The organism is Leifsonia sp. 2TAF2 (assembly GCF_052115085.1).
Lineage (GTDB): Bacteria > Actinomycetota > Actinomycetes > Actinomycetales > Microbacteriaceae > Leifsonia.
This window is the reverse complement of record NZ_JBFRFY010000002.1, coordinates 295,153-313,491: the sequence shown is the minus strand read 5'-3', so window position 1 is coordinate 313,491 and position 18,339 is coordinate 295,153. Positions and strand designations below refer to the sequence as shown.

Below are 18,339 nucleotides of genomic sequence, written 5' to 3'. Positions count from 1 at the left end.
GCCGGAGATCCCGATTCGCGCGCGCAGCGTTATGTTGTGCATTTCCCCCCAATTCAGCCGCCCCCCAGTGGGCTCGAACCGAGGTTATTGATGTGCGTCAGCTGAACGGAACCCATTTGTCTGAGCCTTCATACAGGAACGCGTTCTTCCTCTACCCCAATCTGGGGGGCGCTTTACGTGGGCGATGAGGCTCCGAGGTCCGCCTCCCTAGTCGAGTACTGAAGGTCGCCCACACGGTGTCGGAGACTCCTCCACATTCGTGACCAAGCACGCACGCAAGTACCCGACCCTCTTGGGGCGGGGCTCTCGTGGGTCGGGTCGAAGCCCCTTCTTTAGGACGGCCCAGGGGAAGACGAGCAAGAGAAGAAAAGTCAGCAAAAGATCGATCGAGAAAGGAGATAAGGAAAGAAAGACAGACGAGCGAAGAGATCAGGAGTAAGCGAGGGGTGATACGACACAAAGAGCAGACACAAGAGAAATGCGCGTAGGCGCCGGGCAAGTCGAGGGTCAAACGGACGAGTAAAGGCCAACGCGGCTGCGCTGAGCGGCGCGTCATCTCACCTTCTTGACCCGGGTGACACTGAGGGCGCCGAGCACGCCGAACACGGCACCGCTGAGGAAGAGGCCCGGGTACCCGAACGCGGCGATGAGAGCGGGCGCCGCGACCGGGATGAGCGACTGCGGCAGTGATTGGGCGAGGTTGGCCACGCCCAAGTCCTTCGCCGCCGTGTCGGGGCTCGGCAGCACGTCGGTGAGGAGGGCGAGCTCCACGGCGAAGAAGGCTCCGAGGCCGGCGCCGAGGACAAGCTCGCCGAGAAGCACGACCGGGATGGAAGGCGCTAGCGCGATGATCGTAAGACCGACGACGGCGATGATCGACGACAAGATGACGAAGGGCTTGCGGCGGCGCAGCCGGTCCGAAAGCCAGCCGAGGACCGGGGTGATGAGCAGAATGCCGACCGCGTTGGCCAGGATAGCCTCGAACACCAGCGTGGGGGCCTGAGAGTCTGCAACCCCGAACTGGGAGATCAGGAAGTACGCCAGGTAGCTGGTCGCAGTGAACTGCGTGGTTGTGAGGAAGAAGCGGGTCAGCCACGCCCAGCCGAAGTCGGGATGCTTTCGGGGGTTGAAGACGAAGGCGCCGAAGAACTCGCGTGCGTTGAACGGCTCCTTCGGGCCGCGCACGGCGATGCGGTCCTTCACCGGCAGCACCATACCGATCATGAGCGCGACGCCGATCAGGCTCGGAACCAGGCTCTGAACCAGCCCAACGGGGAAGAGCTGGACCAGGAAGGTCGCGGCGACCCCGCCGACGTTCTGCGCCAGACTGATGAAGGAGGCGGTGCGGCCGCGCCGTTCGGGGCTGATCTGGTCCGGAAGCATTGCGACCAGGGCGGCGAGCGCGAAGTTGAGGCCGACCTGGGCGATGATCCACCCGACCAGCACGAGTGCGACGTTGGGGGCGACCGCGATGACGGCGATTCCCACATATCCGACCAGGCCACCGGCGACAATCCAGGGTTTGCGCATCCCGAACCGGCTGGTCGTCCGATCGGAGATGCGACCGGCGATTGGGTTCGCGATCAGGGAGAAGAGCGCGCCGATGCCGAGGACGATGCCGAGATCGGCGGCCGAGTTGGCAAGGTCCAGCTCGCGAAGCCTCAGTGCGATCGTGATCACCAAGGGAGGAACCAGAGTAATCGAGAAGCCGAGGATCGCGAGAGGAATCGCGACTGTCGGGTAACGCGAAGCACGCCCCGGACCGGCCGGCGATGAGTCTGCCAGGCCGGAGGGGGCCACGTGTGCACCGGACGCGGCGGGGACAGTGAGGGGCTTGGGCTCGTCCACGTTGACTTCTCTCTGCAAAACGGTTCCAGGGGCGAATGCCCCCGACAGAGATCAAGATAACACCAAAAGCCCCACATGGAACTTTTCGGTGCTCACGAATGGATCGGCCGCAACAACTGCTCGTAGAGCAGCATGCCGGCATGGAGGTCGACCTGCGGGTCCAGCAGCCACTGTGTGGACAGCCCGTCCATCGCGGCAATCAGAAGCGCGGACGCAGACTCCAGCGAGATGTCCTCCCGAATCAGGCCGGCGCCTTGAGCGAGGTGCAGGATCTCGAGCGCATCGGCGCGAAGGTGCTGATATCGCTCCACGAAGAAGGCCCGCGAGAACTCATTGCCCGGCTCCAGCGCGCGCGCAACCATGCTGTGACGAAGCGACATCAGACCAGGGGCCCCTGACGCGTACGAGTCGAGGTGGCCGGCGAAGTCGGTGGACGGGCGGCCGCTCTCCTGGGCGTCGATTAACGCCTGGCGGTCTTTCTCGCGCAAGATCTCGAGGAAGAGCTCTTCGCGGGTCTCAAAGTAACGTCGCAACGCCGCGTGACTCACACCGATGGCTTCACCAATAGCCCGCAGACTCGTCCCCTCCAGGCCCAGCTGAGCGAAGACCTCGATGGTGCGGTCGATGATCTGCTGCCGCCGCATCACACCCTTGGGATAGCGGCCGCGCGAACCCGGCCCTTTAGCTGGGGTGGTCGTCACCGCGTCAGCCCGTTCTGCCCCCGCTTGCTTGCTTTGCATGGGCACAACGGTACCAATCAAAGAATGTTCCATGCGGAACTTTCTGTTACCCTGCCCCTCATGACAGACGATCTCGACCGGGTGGAGCATCGCATTGCGAACGCCGTCCGCGACCAGCTAGCGCCCTCGCTGCACCGCCGCAGTGCACCCCTCACCATCTCCGCTTGGGAGGTTTCGGACGAACCGGTCCCGTTCACCGAGGCGGTCCAGCAGGTTTTCGAGCCGTTCCAGGTCGGACAGAAATGGAGCAAGCCCTGGGGCACCACCTGGTTCCACCTCACGGGTGAGGTCCCGGCCGAGTGGAGCGCGGACTCGGAGGGGACGACACTGCAGGTCATCGTCGACCTCGGCTTCTCCGGCCTGGTTCCCGCATTCCAGTCAGAGGGGATGTTCTACCGGCCGGACGGCTCGATCATCAAAGGCCTCGAACCGTTCAACAACGGCATCGACATTGATCCACACGGGCGGGTGATCGACCTCTACGTAGAGGCCGCTTCTAACCCGAACATGCTGGCGCATTTCTTCGTGTCTCCCCGCATCACTTCCGACGGAGGCGCCGGGTTGCCGGGCCCATTCATGCCGGCCCCCAGGCCGCCTGTGTCACACTTCGGCGATAAGGCCACCGCCGGTTCTGAGCCGATCTACACCCTCCAGAACGTGGCACTGGTCCAGCGCAACCGGCACGTAAGCGAGTTGCTTTCGGATGTGTCCGTGCTAACCGGGCTTGCCCGCCAGCTCGACCCCGGGCTTCCGCGTCGCGCCGAGATCATCCGCGCCCTGGACCGAATGTGCGACGTTATCGACCCGGACGACGTTGTGGGCTCGGCGACTGCCGCTCGGGGCGCCCTCGCGGGGGCGCTCGGCGCACCGGCCTACGCCTCTGCGCACTCCATCGTTGCGATTGGCCATGCGCACCTGGATTCCGCCTGGCTTTGGCCGACGCGGGAGACGGTACGCAAGGCAGCCCGTACCTTCTCCAACGTCCTCGATTTGATGGACGAGGATCCCGAGTTCGTCTTCGCCGCCTCCAGCGCACAGCAATTCGCCTGGGTGAAGGAGCACTACCCGGAGCTGTTCGAAAAGATTCGAGCCCGGGTCGCCGAGGGGAGGTTCGTCCCGGTCGGTGGGATGTGGGTAGAGAGCGACCTGAACATGCCGGGCGGTGAGTCTCTGGTGCGTCAGTTTCTTTACGGGCAACGATTTTTTCTGGAGGAGTTCGGGCGTATTTCCCGCGAAGCGTGGCTTCCGGACACGTTCGGTTTCACGGCGGCCTTCCCTCAGATCGCACGCTCGGCCGGCGCCGACAGCTTCCTCACGCAGAAAATGTCCTGGAACGACACCAACACACTCCCGCACCACACCTTCCTCTGGGAGGGCATCGACGGCAGCCGCATTCTCACCCACTTCCCACCGAACGACACCTACGGTTCCGACCTCAGTGGCGCCGACCTGGCGAAGGCGCAGCGGCAATTCGCCGAGAAGGGGACTTCGGATGTTTCCGCCACTCTCTTCGGCTGGTCCGACGGCGGCGGCGGCCCGACCCGCGAGATGCTGGGAGCCGCTCACCGCGCCCACGACCTGGAGGGGTCGCCGCGGGTGACGCTCGGCTCCCCCGCGCAATTCTTCGAACGAGCCAAGGCGGGACTTGAGGATCCCGCGGTCTGGACGGGGGAACTCTACCTGGAGACGCATCGCGGCACCTACACCTCGCAGGCGGAGACCAAGCGCGGCAACCGCCGGAGCGAGCACCTACTGCGGGAGGCGGAGCTGTGGAGCGCGGCCGCCGCGCTTCGCGGTCTGGTGGAGTACCCGTACGACGAGCTCGAGGCGATCTGGCGCACGGTGCTGCTGCACCAGTTCCACGACATCCTGCCCGGTTCTGCCATCGCGTGGGTGCACCAGCAGGCGGAGGCCGAGTACCGGAGAATCGAACGCAACCTCGAGTCGTTGATCGCGCTGGCCCAGCGCGCGCTTGCCGGCGTGGGCGAGAGCTCGGTGCTGTTCAACGCGTCCCCCGTCCCGCTGGAGGGGGTCGAGCCGCTGAGCGCTGCCGCGGTCGCTCTTCCAGGGCGCGGCCGCCCGTCGCCGGTGCGCACAGGCAACGGGTTCGAGCTGGCGAACAATCGGGTGCGGGCCCGGTTTGACGCCGACGGCCTGCTCGTCTCGCTGCAGGACCTCGCCTCGTCCAGAGACCTCATCCCGGCCGGAGAAGCCGGCGCCCTGCTCCAGGTGTTTACCGACCGTCCCAATCTGTTCGAGGCGTGGGACATCGACCGCTCGTATGCGAACACCGTCACGGAGCTGCGCACCCCCGACAGCGTGGACACTGTGGGCGACGCGCTCGTCGTTCGTCACTCGTTCGGTCGCTCTGTCGTCACCCAGCGCTACCGTCTCGGGGCCAGCGCCGCGGATCTGCAGGTGGAGACCGAGGTGGACTGGCACGAGCAGGAGAAGCTGCTGAAGCTGGCTTTCCCGCTGGATCTTCGTGCGGATTCCTTCACGTCCGAGATCCAGTTCGGGCATGTGGACCGGCCGACGTTCGCTAATACCTCCTGGGACACCGCCCGCTTTGAGACCGTCGCTCACCGCTGGGTGCACGTGGCCGAGCCGGGGTTCGGAGCCGTCGTGGCCAACGCCTCAACGTACGGGCACGACGTCACCCGTACCGTCCGGCCCGACGGCGGGACGACCACGTTGGTGCGCCAGTCGTTGCTACGGGCACCCCTCTTCCCCGACCCCGCGGCGGACCAAGGCGTGCACGTGTTCAGCAGCAGCCTCGGGCTCGCGGCCACACCGCTCGACGCGGCCCGCTGCGGATACGCGCTCAACCTCCCCCCGCGGTCCGTGCACCGCGCCGCCGATGCCGTGATCGACCCCATCGTCGCCGTATCCACCCCCTCGGTGCTGGTGGAATCGGTGAAGCTCGCGGAAGATCGATCCGGCGACCTGGTCGTCCGCCTCTTCGAATCCCAGGGCGCCCGTACGGAAGCCTCGCTGAGGTTCGGAATCCACTTCCGTGACGCCTGGCGCACCGACGTGCTGGAGCGGGAGAGCGGCGAGGACTACTGGACCGGCGATGAGCTCGTCCACATCAGCCTGCGCCCGTTCGAGATCGTCACCGTCCGGGTTCGTCCGCGCAGCTGACCCAGACACAAAAAAGGCCGGCCCCGCTCAACACAGGAGCAGGCCGGCCTTCTCGTGTGGCCTCGTCCGTCCGTGCGATGCCCGGGAGCAATCCGGTGAACGGGTAGCGGTTCCCGCAGTCGCTGGAAGAAATCGCCAGCGCCTCGGGTGATATCGTGCCCGCGGTTAGCCGAGCCCCCAGCTAGCCGCCTCGAGCGGGGATGCTCCCAAAATCGGACCGCCACGCTGTGCTACCCGGTCGAACGCCAGGAACGGCACACACGCCGTCTCCGCCGTCAAGGCGGCCAGGCGGCCGATCAACGTGCGCGGGTCAGCTGCGATCGCCCACCCGTCCGCCGCGTACCGGCTCACCGTTTCCACGCATTCTTTTTTCTCTTCCGCGGTCGGGAAGACCGAGCCGACCACTCCGATCAGTCCGCCCTGCAGTTCCGGAACCATGTTGCTCGTATCGATGACGAATACCCTCATCACACTCACTCCCCTGTGTCGATCGTTTTTGTTTGCCTTCCGGCGGAGAGATCGAGTGCGAGTGGGAGGGGCGGGAGTGCCGGGACCGTGGAATACCGGAGGGAGCGCTAGCGAGCGAGGATATGCCGCGAAAGCCCGGAACGTGAGCACCGGGAACGAGCTACGATCGGCCGGCGGAAAGACAAACAAAACGGCAAAGGCAGCGCCGCCGCAGGCGGCTCCGGCCAACCGGTACGGGGCAACATCGGCCCACGGTGCCCATCGGATCACGCGACAACGACGTGTCCGACTCGGTTGTGGCGCTGCTGCGCAGGGCAGTGCTTTATCACTGCGGTGTGGGCTGTCCGACCGTTCATCGTAGGTCGCTGACGCACCTTGCCGTTCCAACCGTGCTCTGACGCGCCGTCCGGGCTTATTCCGCCAGAGCACGGTTGGCACTCCCGGTGCTCCAGCTCCCACCGACTCCCTCTATCGAACAGCCCACACCCAACAGGTTGACCACCAAGGAGCGGAGATCATGAACGACACGAAGGAGCGGACCGCCGAAGAGCGGAAGGCGCAAGCCGAGGCATTACACGCGTCGATCGTCGACCAGGTACAGCAGCTCGCGGACACCGGACAGTGGCGCCGTTTCCTCGACTTCGCCCGCTCCTTCCACACCTATAGCCTGAACAACCTCCTGCTGATCCTCGGCCGACACCCGGACGCGACAATGGTCGCCGGGTTCCGGCAATGGCAGACCAAAGGCCGCCAAGTGCGCAAAGGCGAGCACGCGATCAATATTTTCGGCTACAGCTCAGAGAAGACCACCAGCACGGACGTCGGGCCCGACGCCGACCCGGAGGAACGCACCGTGCACTACTTCCCCGTCCTTTCCGTGTTCGACATCAGCCAAACCGACCCGATCGACGGCGCGACGGTGCCAGAAAACCCAACCCAACAGCTCACCGGTATGCACGACCACGGCCTCATTAGCCCGCTCACCGCGCACCTCGAGGCCACCGGATGGACTGTCGCACACGAGCCGCTCAACCACGCAAACGGATACACCGAGCCCGAAAAGCACACGGTCATCTTGCGCCGTGGCCTCGCCCCTGAACAGGCAGCGAAAACCCTCATCCACGAGACAGCCCACATTCAACTCGGCCACATCGACGACCTCGACCAATACCGCCACCACCGCGGACGCATGGAAGTGGAAGCCGAATCCGTCGCCTACATCGTCGCCGGCCTCGCCGGATTCGACACCAGCGCTTACAGCATCGGCTACATCACCGGATGGGCCAACCAAGACAGACAACTCATCCGCGACAGCGCAATCCACGTCCTCAAAGCAGCACATGCCATCGCTGGCTACATTGCCGCCTAAGGCTGGACCATCCACATGCAGCTTCAGCATGCTGCCGGGGGCCGTGTTCGACACCGGGGCACGGAGCCCCGTCACGACTGAGGCATCCGCTTGGAACATCGGCCACGACAGCGACCCGTTCAACTCCTCATCCGGACAAGCGCGCATTCGCGCGACTTGTTTTCGAGGACCAGGCCGCACTTGAACCAGTCCCGGAGACCAAGAGCACCCGTCCACAATTTGTGGACGCACGCCGCGTCATCTGCAACCGCGCGACGGGCCGCCCAGCCGGGAGCTGACACCCCATCAGCCGACGCCCATCGATCGTGGACGACGACATGGAGGCCTTGCCGCCGGAAGCGTTCACCGGCGCCCCGACGGCCTAGTGCTTGCGGCAGCAAGCATTCTAATGGTGCGGACAGACAAGCCGGGCCCGCTCCCTATATGGGAGCGGACCCGGATTCGTCGTGGTTGGTTGGTTCAGACCTGGGCGATCTCCGAAAACAACCCGGTGAAAGGGGTGCCGGTTGCCACCAGTCGCTGGAAGAACTCGCCGGCGACCGGAGTGGCGACTGCGGCGGAGGCTTCCTCGTAGCTGTCAAAGTACAGGTCGAGGGTGCGGTGCGCGGGGGTCGGGCTGCCGTCCTCCTTCGGCCAGACCTTGGCCGCCTCCACTCGACGCAACCCCGGGAGACGGCGCGCGAGGGTCTCGACGTCCAAATAAGCGTCCTCGAACGCGGCGGCGTCCGCCGGGTTGTCGATGATGAGAGTGATCTTTGTAGGCATGACGCTTCTTCCTTCTGTTATCGGTTGCTCGTGACGAGCTGTTCGGTGGTTCGGGCGCGGGTGTCGCTTCCCGCGGTTTCCAGCAGGCGCAGCCACAGCTCGCTCATAGTCGGGTACGCCGGGACGGCGTGCCAGAGCCGCTGGATCGGCACCTGCCCAGCGATGGCCACAGTGGCGGCGTGCACGAGCTCGGCAGTGTCGGGGCCGACGGCGGTGAAGCCGACGATGGTGCCTGCGTCCTCGTCGATCAGCATGCTGACCCGGCCGGCGTAGCCGTCGGCGTGCAAGGATGCTCCGGCGACAGCCCCGAGGTCGTACTCGACCGGGCGCACCCGCAGACCGGCCGTGTCCGCGCTTGCGAGCGTGTGGCCCACTGACGCGATCTCGGGATGAGTGAAGATGACCTGCGGCACGGCAAAATGATCAGCGGTCGCGGCATGGCGCCCCCAGGGGGCGTCGTCCACCTCGCCGCCGAGAGCGCGGGCGGCGATGACGTCGCCCGCGGCACGGGCCTGGTACTTGCCCTGATGGGTCAGCAGGGCGCGGCCGTTCACATCGCCCGCCGCGTACAGGCCGCCGCCGGCGACGGGGGTGCCGGATTCGTCGACCACACGGAGGGTCTCGTCCACCGTCAGCCAGCTGCCTGGCGCAACGCCGACGACCTCCAGCCCGATCTCGCCGGTGTTCGGCCGGCGGCCGGTCGCCACCAGCAGCTCGTCCGCGTGGATGGTGTCGCCGTCGGCAAGAACAATTCTCACGGTTCCGTCGTCCTCACGGGCCACCTCGGTCGGCTCGCCGCCGATGAGGAGCCGGACGCCGTCCGCGGTTAGCGCGCTCTCCACCTGTTCTGAGGCGAAGGGCTCCACGCGCGGCAACAGGCCGTCGCGGGCGACGAGCGTCACGGCCGTGCCGAACGCGCTGTAGGCCGCCGCCAATTCGGCCCCGACCACACCGCCCCCGATGATCGCAAGGCGTTCGGGGATCCGCTCAGCCGCCACCGCCTCCCGGCTCGTCCACGGCTTCGCCTCCGCAAGGCCCGGGATCGGCGGGACCGCGGCGCTCGTGCCGGTCGCGATGACGACGGCATGCCGGGCCTCCAGCACCGTGGTGGTTCCATCGGGTCTGGTCACTGCGACCGTGCGCTCCCCGACCAGCCGGCCGTGGCCGCGGACTAAGGCGATGCCGGCGCTCTCGAGCCAGGAGACCTGTCCGTCATCGTGCCAGTGCGAGGCGAACCGGTCGCGCCGCCCGAGCACGGCGGCGGTGTCCAGCCTGCCGGTGATCGCCGCGGACGCGCCGGGCAGGCTGCGAGCGGCTCGAAGGGCCGCGGCATCCCGCAGGAGCGCCTTGGTCGGCATGCAGGCCCAGTACGAGCACTCGCCGCCGACGAGCTCGGCTTCCACGATCGCCGCGGCCAGGCCGCCCTGTACCGCCCGGTCGGCCACGTTCTCTCCGACCGGGCCACCGCCAATCACGACGACGTCATACACGTCGCCGCTCATCGGGTCCCCGCCTTCGCGGCGCGGGAGAGGCGAATGGCCGACACGAGGAAGAAGATTCCGCCGAGCGTGGCGTAGCCGGCGAGGCTGACGAGCGACGCGGACGAACCGGCAGACTGCAGCGCGAACCCGGCACCGGCGAAGACGGAAATCCCGCCGCTTAGGATCATCGGCCACTGGCCGCCGAGGGAGCGTCGGGAGATGCCGACGATCAGCTGCACGATTCCGGCCGTGATCGCCCACAGTCCCCAGACCAGCAGCACCGCCGACCGCCCGGACCCGGCCGCGAACGCCAGGCCGACGGCAGCCAGCAGACTCAGCGCCATGTTGACGTATAGCAGACCGGCCGACCGGGTGCCCCGAGAGGCCCGGTGGTCGATCACGGCTGCGACGAGGTCGAAGACGGGATAGAGCACGAGGAGCGTCGCGCTCAGCGGCGTAATGGCCGCTGCGGTAAGGACGATGATGATCGCCCACACGATCGCGAAGGCGAAGCGGACGAAGTAGAGAGCCCGCAGCGACGTGGCGATCGTCGCGCGCTCCGAGTCGGGGATGGTCGTGGTCATGTGCAGTCCGTTCGTCGAGGGTCGATGTAGAGTTACTAGTAACTCTACAAAAAGTGACCATAGTAAACATTTCACGATCGCGCAAGCACTGCGGGCGAAGAATTCCGGTAGACGAACCAGTCGGTACGCGTCGGTGTAAACTGTTGGTCAGGTGCGTGGAAGCGACACGGACGGACGGACGACATGGAGAACACAGTGGCGGACGCACGAACAAACAGCTCAGGGGCGTCGACTGACGGCGCGGCCCGATCGACGCGCACACGCATCCTGGATGAGGCGGCCGAACTGTTTTACGCGCAAGGGATCCGTGCGGTAAGTGCCGACAAGATCATCGAGCGCGTGGGAATTACAAAAGTGACCTTCTACCGCTACTTCCGCACCAAACACAGCCTGGTCGTGGCCTATCTGGAGCAACAGGGCGCCCGGGAGCGCGGACAATTCGACCGGGTCCTCACCTCATCGAACGACGCCGCCGAGGCGTTTCGCGTATTTGCCGAAGCAATCGGCACCGCGAGCTGCCGACCAGGCTTCCGCGGGTGCCCCTTCATTAATGCGGCCGCCGAGTACGCCGACCCGGACAGCCCCGTTCGGAAGGTGATCGCCGATCATCGGGCCTGGTACCGAGATACCTTCGCCGCGATGCTGCAGCAGCTGGGCGTGACCGATCCCCAAGCCGCGGCGGGTGAGGTGATGATGTTGCGCGACGGGGCGATGGTGGCCGGCTATCTCGGCGACGCGCAACAGGTCGGACAGGAACTGACGGCGTCCATATTCGCGGTAGTGAAAGCTCACCAATCCGACCCCGGCGTGTAGTTCCGATCGCGCACCTGCGGTATATTCGCAGCCCCCAGGGCCCGCCTCCAGTGTGGAGGCGGGCTCTTTTGCATGGCAGCGCGTTCTGCAAGAAGCGCCGATTTGCACATCCGCCGACTTTCGCCCTACCGTGAACGAACTAGTTCGTCTACATGCGGACTCTCTACTGAAAGGAACCCTGTGAAACTCAAGTCTTCGAAGCGGCGGGCGCTCGCAATCGTCGCCGGCCTGGCAGTGAGCACGACGCTCGCACTCGGCGCCGCGGGCACGGCACAGGCCGCTACCGGCCTCCATCACGTGCAGGACTCGTCTACGAAGCCCACCGTCGTCCTCGTGCACGGTGCGTTTGCCGATTCCAGCGGTTGGGGCGGGGCCATCACCCAGCTCGAACACGACGGCTACCCGGTCATCGCAGTTGCCAACCCTCTGCGCGACCTGGCATCCGACTCCGCCTACGTTCGAAGCGTGGTCGACTCCATCCATGGGCCCGTTGTTTTGGTGGGCCACTCCTACGGCGGCGGAGTGATCACGAACGTCGCCACCGGTGCCCCGAACGTCAAGGCCCTCGTCTATGTTGCTGCGTTCGCGCCGGACCTGGGCGAAACGGTGGGCCAGTTCAACGACCCGGCCAAGTACCCGGGCAACGAGCTCAAGCCGGAATCCCTCGTGCTCCGCCCGTACCCGGGCGGCGTGGACGCCACGATCGACCCCGCGAGCTTCCGCGCGATCTTCGCCGCAGATCTGCCCGAACGACAGACCCGCATCATGGCCGCAACCCAGCGCCCTGCCAACGTGGCGGTCCTCGAAGAGAAGTCGGGCGAGCCGGCCTGGAAGACCATCCCCAGCTGGTACCAGATCTCCGCCCAGGATCACGCCCTCTCCCCCGTCGCACAGCGCTTCTTCGCCAAGCGCATGGGGGCACACACCTCGACGATCAACGCCTCGCACGCGGGGTACATCTCGCACCCGATCGAGACGGCGAACGTAATCGAGTCCGCGGCCCGCGCGACCCGCTGACCGTCACCAGCTTCCGCGGCCAACACGGAGCCCCTCCCCCATTGCAGTGGAGGAGGAGCTCCGATACACCGGGTTGTATGACGAGCTACTGCCTCAGAATTTCCGTCGACCTTCGGGCGCAGGCCGGCGCGTGACCCCACAGGCGACAGCGACTCCACTGTCGAGGACGTAACCGACAAGGAAGACTGCGCACTGCGTTCACGTGGCCCACGGAGCGCCGCTTGACAGCTTCGATCGCCCTAGAGCCACTTGTCGGCGAGGTGGTCAGCGATCACGCGACGGATGGTGCCCGACTTGGACCGCATCACGATCGACTCCGTGCGGATGATCGGGCCCTTGCGGCGGACGCCCTCCACGAGGCCGCCGTCGGTCACACCGGTCGCCACGAAGAACGTGTTGTCGCCCTGCACCAGGTCGTCGACGCTCAGGATGGTGTCCATCTTCAGACCGGCGGCGAGCCCCTTCGCCCGCTCGTCGTCGTCGCCGGGCGCCAGCGTCCCCTGCATGAACCCGCCGAGCGCCTTGACGGCCGCGGCCGTGATGACGCCTTCCGGGCTGCCGCCCACGCCGACGCACATGTCGATCCGCGACTCGTAGCGGGCCGCGTTGATACCGCCCGCGACGTCACCGTCGAGCAGCAGTCGCGTCCCCGCGCCCGCAGCGCGGATCTCCTCGATCAGCCCCTCGTGCCTCGGACGGTCCAGCACCGCCACCCGGATCTCCGAGACCGGCTTGCCGAGGGCCTTCGCCAGCGCACGGATGTTGTCGCCGATCGACTGCGACAGGTCCACGACCCCGCGTCCGGCCGCGCCCGTCACGATCTTGTTCATCCGGAAGACGGTCGACGCGTCCAGCATGGAGCCGCGGTCCGACACCGCGATTACCGACAGCGCGTTCTGGCGACCGGCGGCCGTCAGCGACGTGCCGTCGATCGGGTCCACCGCGATGTCCACCGCGGGGCCACGGCCGTTGCCCACATGCTCGCCGTTGAACAGCATCGGCGCGTGGTCCTTCTCACCTTCGCCTATGACGATGATGCCGTCGAAGTTCACCGTCCCGAGGAACTTGCGCATGGCATCCACCGCCGCACCGTCGGCCGCGTTCTTGTCGCCGCGTCCGATCCACGGCGTCGCGCGGATCGCCGCCGCCTCCGTCGCCCGCACCAACTCCATCGCCAGGTTGCGATCGGGATGCGTGAAATGGGGTGCACTGTCACTGCTGGCCATGTTGGGCCCTTCGGTTGGTGGGCGGTGCCGGGCCCGCACGGGGACGGGGTGCGGGCCCGGCGCGCGGGAGGGGGAATCCCGCGGATCGCTTCGACCGCATTGAGATACGGCGAAGCGAACTATTCAGGCTTGGATGTCGGCTCGTTCAGCTCTGGCAAAGGGCTGGAGGCGGGTCAGCTGGGTGACGTGCGCCGGAGTCAGTTCCGCCAGCGACGACACCTGGAGGAGCTTCATGGTGCGGGTGAGCTGGTCGGTGAGAATCTGGATGGTGCGGTCCACGCCCTCCCGGCCGCCAGCCATGAGACCGTACAGGTACGCCCGTCCGATCAGCGTGAACTTCGCGCCGAGCGCGTGTGCGGCGATGATGTCCGCGCCGTTCATGATGCCGGTGTCGATCGCGACTTCGGTGTGGTGGCCGACCTCGCGCACGACCTTGGGCAGCAGGTGGAACGGGATCGGTGCCCGGTCCAGCTGCCGTCCGCCGTGATTGGACAGCACGATCCCGTCCACCCCCGCATCGACGAGCCGTCGGGCATCCTCGACGTTCTGCACACCCTTGATGACCAGCTTGCCCGGCCACATCCCGCGGATGATTTCCAGGTCCTCGTAGTTGATGGAGGGGTCCATCGCCGCGTTCAGCAGGTCACCGACGGTGCCGCCGGTCGCGGACAGCGAGGCGAACTCCAGTTTCGGGGTGGTCAGGAAGTCGTACCACCACCACGGCCGCGGGATCGCGTTCACGATCGTCCCCAGCGTGAGCTGTGGCGGTATGGAGAACCCGTTGCGCTTGTCCCGCAACCGGGCACCGGCGATCGGAGTGTCCACGGTGAAGAACAGGGTGTCGAACCCGGCTGCCGCGGCCCGCTCCACCAGCCCGTAGCTGATCTCCCGCTGCCGCATCACATACAGCTGGAACCAGTTCCGGCCGTGCGGGTTCGCCGCCTTCACGTTCTCGATCGAGGTCGTCCCTAGGGTGGAGAGGGTAAACGGGATTCCCGCCGCCTCGGCCGCGCCGGCCCCGGCGGTCTCGCCCTCGGTCTGCATCAACCGGGTGAACCCGGTCGGCGCGATCCCGAACGGTAACGCCGACGGCCCACCCCAGATCCGGCACGACGTCTCCACCGTGGACACATCCTTGAGGATCGACGGGTGGAACTCCACATCCTGGAACGCCTGCCGCGCCCGCGCCAGCGACAGCTCTCCTTCGGCGGCACCCTCGGTGTAGTCGAAGGCGGCCTTCGGCGTGCGCCGCTTGGCGATCCGGGCGAGGTCCTCGATCGTGAGCGCCGACTCCAGCCGCCGCTTCTTCAGGTTCAGTTCCGGCTTCTTGAACTGCAGGAGCTCTAGAAGCTCGGTCGGGCGAGGGAGTTGACGGGTGACCATGGGGAGGGATCCTAACGGGGGTCGTAGCGGATAATTTGGGTGGTGCGGGCGACCAGGGCGCGGAGGGACTCCAGGTCGCCGGACAGGAAGCCGGCCGCGCGGGCCTGCACCAGCACGTTGCCGATCGCGGTGGCTTCGACCGGGCCGGCGAGCACGGGCAGCCCGCTGCGGTCGGCCGTGGCCTGGCAGAGCAGCGCGTTGCGGGCGCCGCCACCGACGATGTGGATGGCCTGGACCGGCACTCCGGTCAGCGTCGCGACCGTCCGCACCGTCTCGGCGAATGCGGCGGCCAGACTCTCTACGATGACGCGGACGACGCCCGCCGGGGATGCGGGCGCCCGCAGTGCGCGCTCTTCGAACCAATCCGCGATGCGCGCGGGCATGTCACCGGGCGCAAGGAAGCGCGGGTCCTCGGCGTCGAATACGTCGGTCGGGCGGGACAGCTCGGCCGCCTCCGCGAGCAGGCCGGCGAGCTCGACATGCAGGCCGCGGCGTTGCCACTCACGGATGCTCTCGCTGAGCAGCCAGAGCCCCATGACGTTGTGGAGATAGCGGATACGCCCGTCCACTCCACCTTCGTTGGTAAAGTTGGCCGCTCGGCCGTCGTCGGAGATGACGCGATTTTCGAGCTCGACGCCCACGAGCCCCCAGGTGCCGCAGGAGATGTAGGCGGCGCGGGAGGCGTCCATCGGCACGGCGACGACCGCCGAGGCGGTGTCATGCGAGCCAACCGCCGTGACGGTGGGGCCGCTGCGACTGAAACCGAATTCGTGCGAAGGGAGAAGCCGGCCAAGACGAGTCCCGGGTGAGACCAGCGGAGGAAAAACCCGCCATGGAAGCCCCAACGCATCGATAAGCGCCTCGTTCCAGGAGCCGTTATCCAAGAGAAGTCCCGTAGTGGACGCGTTGGTCCGCTCCGAATATTGAGTACCGGTAAGCCAGTACCCAATAAGGTCTGGCACCAGCAGGAAGCGGTCCGCGGCCGCGAGCGCCCCCTCCGCCGCATCAACTGCCAGCTGGTACAGCGAGTTGAACGGCAAGAACTGCAGACCACCCTCGCGATACAGTCGCGCCGGCTCGACAGCCGCGTGCACGACCGACACCCCACCCTCGGTGCGCTCGTCGCGGTAGTGGTACGGCTCGCCCACCAGACGTCCGCCACGCAGCAGCCCGTAGTCGACCGCCCACGAGTCGACGCCGATGGACGCCAGCCCCGGGTCCGACCGCGCCACCGACGACAGCCCGTCGAGCACGCTCGCATACAGGCCGGTCACATCCCAGTGCAGCGCGGCGCGGTCCCCCTCCCACACCCGAACGGGCGTGTTCGGGAACCGGGCGGCCTCGGTCAATTCCAGCGTGTCCGCGCCCACGCGGGCGTGCATCACCCGGCCGCTGGTCGCGCCCAGGTCGACCGCAGCGACGGTGCCCGTGCTAGTCATCGCAGGAAGGCGGCGGCGACCCCCGCGTCCACCGGGATGTGCAGCCCCGTCGTGTGGTCGAGGTCGGCCGAGGTCAGCACCGCGACCGCGTTGGCCACGTGCTCCGGCAGCACCTCGCGCTTGAGCAGCGTGCGCTGCGCGTAGTACTTGCCCAGCTCCTCCTCCGGCACCCCGTAGACCGCCGCGCGCTTCGCGCCCCACCCGCCGGCGAAGATACCCGAGCCGCGCACCACACCGTCCGGGTTGATGCCGTTCACCTTCACGCCGTAGTCGCCGAGCTCGGCGGCCAGCAGCCGCACCTGGTGCGCCTGGTCGGCCTTCGTCGCCGAGTAGGCGATGTTGTTCGGGCCGGCGAACACGGAGTTCTTCGACGAGATGTAGACGATGTCGCCGCCGAGTCCCTGCTCGATGAGGACCTTCGCGGATGCTTTCGACACCAGGAACGAGCCCTTGGCCATGACGTCGTGCTGCAGGTCCCAGTCGGCCTCGGTCGTCTCCAGCAGCGGCTTGGAGATCGAGAGGCCGGCGTTGTTCACGATCAGATCGAGGCCGCCGAACTGCAGCAGCGCCTCCTGGATGCCCGCCTGGATGTCGGACTCGCTGGTGACATTGGCCGCGACTCCGATCGCTACATCGGTTCCGCCGAGCTCCGCCGCCGCAGCCTGCGCCTTCTCCAGGTCGAGGTCGGCGATGACGACGCACGCGCCCTCGGCTGCGAGCCGGGCCGCGATGGCCCTGCCGATACCGGACGCGGCGCCGGTGACCAACGCGATCCGCCCGGCGTGCGATTTGGGCTTCGGCAGCCGCTGCAGCTTGGCCTCCTCCAACGCCCAGTACTCGATGTTGAACTTCTCCAATTCCGGGATGGGCGCGTAGGTCGAGAGCGCCTCGGCGCCGCGCATCACGTTGATGGCGTTGATGTAGAACTCACCCGCCACCCGCGCCGTCTGCTTGTTCGCTCCGTAGGAGAACATCCCGACGCCGGGAATGAGCACGATCGCCGGGTCCGCGCCCCGCATCGCCGGGGTGTCCGGGGTCGCGTACTTCTCGTAGTAGGCGGTGTACTCGGCACGGTACTGCCCGTGCAGCTCCTTCAGCCGCTCGATCGAGTCCTCGATGGAGGCGTCGGCCGGCAGATCGAGGATGAGCGGCTTGACCTTCGTGCGCAGGAAGTGGTCCGGGCACGAAGTGCCGAGCGCGCCGAGGCGGGCGTGCTCGTCCGACGCGAGGAAGTCGAGCACCACATCCGCATCCGTGAACGAGCCGACCTGCGGCTTGTCCGTCGACGCCAGCCCGCGGATCGTCGGCGCGAGAGCCGCGGCCTTCGCCCGACGCTCCGCCGGGTCCAGCGGCTCGTTCGCCGCGATGCGTGCGCCGAACGGCTCCAGACGCCCGTGCTCGGCGATGTAGTCCGCGGCGGTCTGGATGATCCACAGCGAGTTCGCCTCAGCCTCGTCGCTGGTCTCGCCCCACGCCGTGATGCCGTGCCCGCCCAAGATGGTGCCGATCGCGTCCGGGTTCACCGCCTTGATCGCGGCGATGTCGAGCCCGAGCTGGAACCCGGGACGCCGCCACGGCACCCACACGACGCGTCCGCCGAAGATCTCCTGCGTCAGCTGCTCGCCGTCGGCCGCCGTGGCGATGGCGATGCCGGAGTCGGGATGCAGGTGGTCGACGTGGGCCGCATCCACCAGGCCATGCATGGCCGTGTCGATCGACGGAGCCGCGCCGCCCTTGCCGTGCAACGTGTAGTCGAACGCAGCGACCATCTCATCCTCGCGCTCGACGCCCGGGTAGACGTTCTGCAGCGCACGGAGCCGATCGAGGCGGAGCACGGCGAGGCCCTGCTCGGTGAGCGTGCCGAGGTCTCCCCCGGACCCCTTCACCCAGAGCAGCTCGACCGGCTCACCGGTGACCGGGTCGGTCTCGTTGCCCTTGGCGGACGTGTTGCCGCCGGCGTAGTTCGTGTTCCTCGGGTCCGACCCGAGACGGTTAGACCGAGTCAACAGGGACTGAATCGTTTCATTTGTCATTGTCGATTCCCTTGAGAGATGGTGATTTT

General features: G+C 66.9%; 14 protein-coding genes and 1 pseudogene. 4 read left to right on the top strand and 11 right to left on the bottom strand.

The window, feature by feature from the left end; genetic code table 11:
• Positions 1-552: 552 nt before the first annotated feature.
• The 3 genes and pseudogenes from AB4Z18_RS13805 to AB4Z18_RS13795 form a co-directional block, all read right to left on the bottom strand.
• The gene (locus AB4Z18_RS13805; RefSeq protein ID WP_441784009.1) at positions 553-1,800 is read right to left on the bottom strand and encodes an MFS transporter; all 1,248 of its coding nucleotides are present in this window, start codon (positions 1,798-1,800) and stop codon (positions 553-555) included.
• Between the two features lie 140 nt (positions 1,801-1,940).
• Positions 1,941-2,396 carry a TetR family transcriptional regulator C-terminal domain-containing protein gene (locus tag AB4Z18_RS13800; RefSeq protein ID WP_441784027.1) on the bottom strand — a complete coding sequence of 152 codons (456 nt, stop codon included), beginning with the start codon at positions 2,394-2,396 and terminating at the stop codon, positions 1,941-1,943.
• A pseudogene (locus AB4Z18_RS13795) lies at positions 2,397-2,492 on the bottom strand (TetR/AcrR family transcriptional regulator); the annotation flags it as partial.
• Positions 2,493-2,612: 120 nt separating this feature from the next.
• Between AB4Z18_RS13795 and AB4Z18_RS13790 the strand changes: the two are divergent.
• Positions 2,613-5,732: an alpha-mannosidase gene (locus tag AB4Z18_RS13790; protein WP_441784008.1), complete on the top strand. Its 3,120-nt coding sequence runs from the start codon at positions 2,613-2,615 to the stop codon at positions 5,730-5,732.
• Positions 5,733-5,897: 165 nt separating this feature from the next.
• On the opposite strand, the gene AB4Z18_RS13785 is transcribed toward AB4Z18_RS13790, so the two are convergent.
• On the bottom strand, positions 5,898-6,200 hold the full coding sequence (locus AB4Z18_RS13785) for a hypothetical protein (protein WP_441783302.1): 303 nt from the start codon (positions 6,198-6,200) through the stop codon (positions 5,898-5,900).
• A 517-nt stretch (positions 6,201-6,717) separates the two neighbouring features.
• Between AB4Z18_RS13785 and AB4Z18_RS13780 the strand changes: the two genes are divergently transcribed.
• Positions 6,718-7,569 carry an ArdC family protein gene (locus AB4Z18_RS13780; RefSeq protein ID WP_441783301.1) on the top strand — a complete coding sequence of 284 codons (852 nt, stop codon included), beginning with the start codon at positions 6,718-6,720 and terminating at the stop codon, positions 7,567-7,569.
• A 459-nt stretch (positions 7,570-8,028) separates the two neighbouring features.
• On the opposite strand, the gene AB4Z18_RS13775 is transcribed toward AB4Z18_RS13780, so the two are convergent.
• The 3 genes from AB4Z18_RS13775 to AB4Z18_RS13765 are packed head-to-tail and all read right to left on the bottom strand — an operon-like array spanning position 8,029 to position 10,399.
• Positions 8,029-8,334, bottom strand: coding sequence for an EthD family reductase (locus tag AB4Z18_RS13775; RefSeq protein WP_441783300.1), 306 nt, complete (start codon positions 8,332-8,334; stop codon positions 8,029-8,031).
• Between the two features lie 17 nt (positions 8,335-8,351).
• Positions 8,352-9,836, bottom strand: a complete 1,485-nt coding sequence (locus AB4Z18_RS13770; protein WP_441783299.1) for a dihydrolipoyl dehydrogenase family protein — start codon at positions 9,834-9,836, stop codon at positions 8,352-8,354.
• Entirely contained in the window at positions 9,833-10,399 is a 567-nt protein-coding gene (locus tag AB4Z18_RS13765; RefSeq protein WP_441783298.1) for a hypothetical protein, read from the bottom strand. The genes AB4Z18_RS13770 and AB4Z18_RS13765 overlap by 4 nt, the downstream gene beginning before the upstream one ends.
• Before the next feature lie 183 nt (positions 10,400-10,582).
• Between AB4Z18_RS13765 and AB4Z18_RS13760 the strand changes: the two genes are divergently transcribed.
• Together AB4Z18_RS13760 and AB4Z18_RS13755 are read left to right on the top strand one after the other, a co-directional pair.
• Complete coding sequence (locus AB4Z18_RS13760; protein ID WP_441783297.1) at positions 10,583-11,212, top strand: TetR/AcrR family transcriptional regulator; 630 nt, start codon at positions 10,583-10,585, stop codon at positions 11,210-11,212.
• Positions 11,213-11,392: 180 nt separating this feature from the next.
• On the top strand, positions 11,393-12,229 hold the full coding sequence (locus AB4Z18_RS13755) for an alpha/beta fold hydrolase (RefSeq protein WP_441783296.1): 837 nt from the start codon (positions 11,393-11,395) through the stop codon (positions 12,227-12,229).
• Positions 12,230-12,468: 239 nt separating this feature from the next.
• Here AB4Z18_RS13755 and glpX read toward each other — a convergent pair whose 3' ends face one another.
• The 4 genes from glpX to AB4Z18_RS13735 all read right to left on the bottom strand — a co-directional run bounded on the left by glpX (position 12,469) and on the right by AB4Z18_RS13735 (position 18,310).
• The gene (gene glpX / locus AB4Z18_RS13750) at positions 12,469-13,455 is read right to left on the bottom strand and encodes a class II fructose-bisphosphatase (protein WP_441783295.1); all 987 of its coding nucleotides are present in this window, start codon (positions 13,453-13,455) and stop codon (positions 12,469-12,471) included.
• A gap of 123 nt (positions 13,456-13,578) precedes the next feature.
• Positions 13,579-14,838: an alpha-hydroxy acid oxidase gene (locus AB4Z18_RS13745; RefSeq protein WP_441783294.1), complete on the bottom strand. Its 1,260-nt coding sequence runs from the start codon at positions 14,836-14,838 to the stop codon at positions 13,579-13,581.
• A gap of 11 nt (positions 14,839-14,849) precedes the next feature.
• Entirely contained in the window at positions 14,850-16,277 is a 1,428-nt protein-coding gene (locus tag AB4Z18_RS13740) for a rhamnulokinase (RefSeq protein ID WP_441783293.1), read from the bottom strand.
• Complete coding sequence (locus tag AB4Z18_RS13735; protein WP_441783292.1) at positions 16,274-18,310, bottom strand: bifunctional aldolase/short-chain dehydrogenase; 2,037 nt, start codon at positions 18,308-18,310, stop codon at positions 16,274-16,276. The genes AB4Z18_RS13740 and AB4Z18_RS13735 overlap by 4 nt, the downstream gene beginning before the upstream one ends.
• Positions 18,311-18,339: the final 29 nt, after the last annotated feature.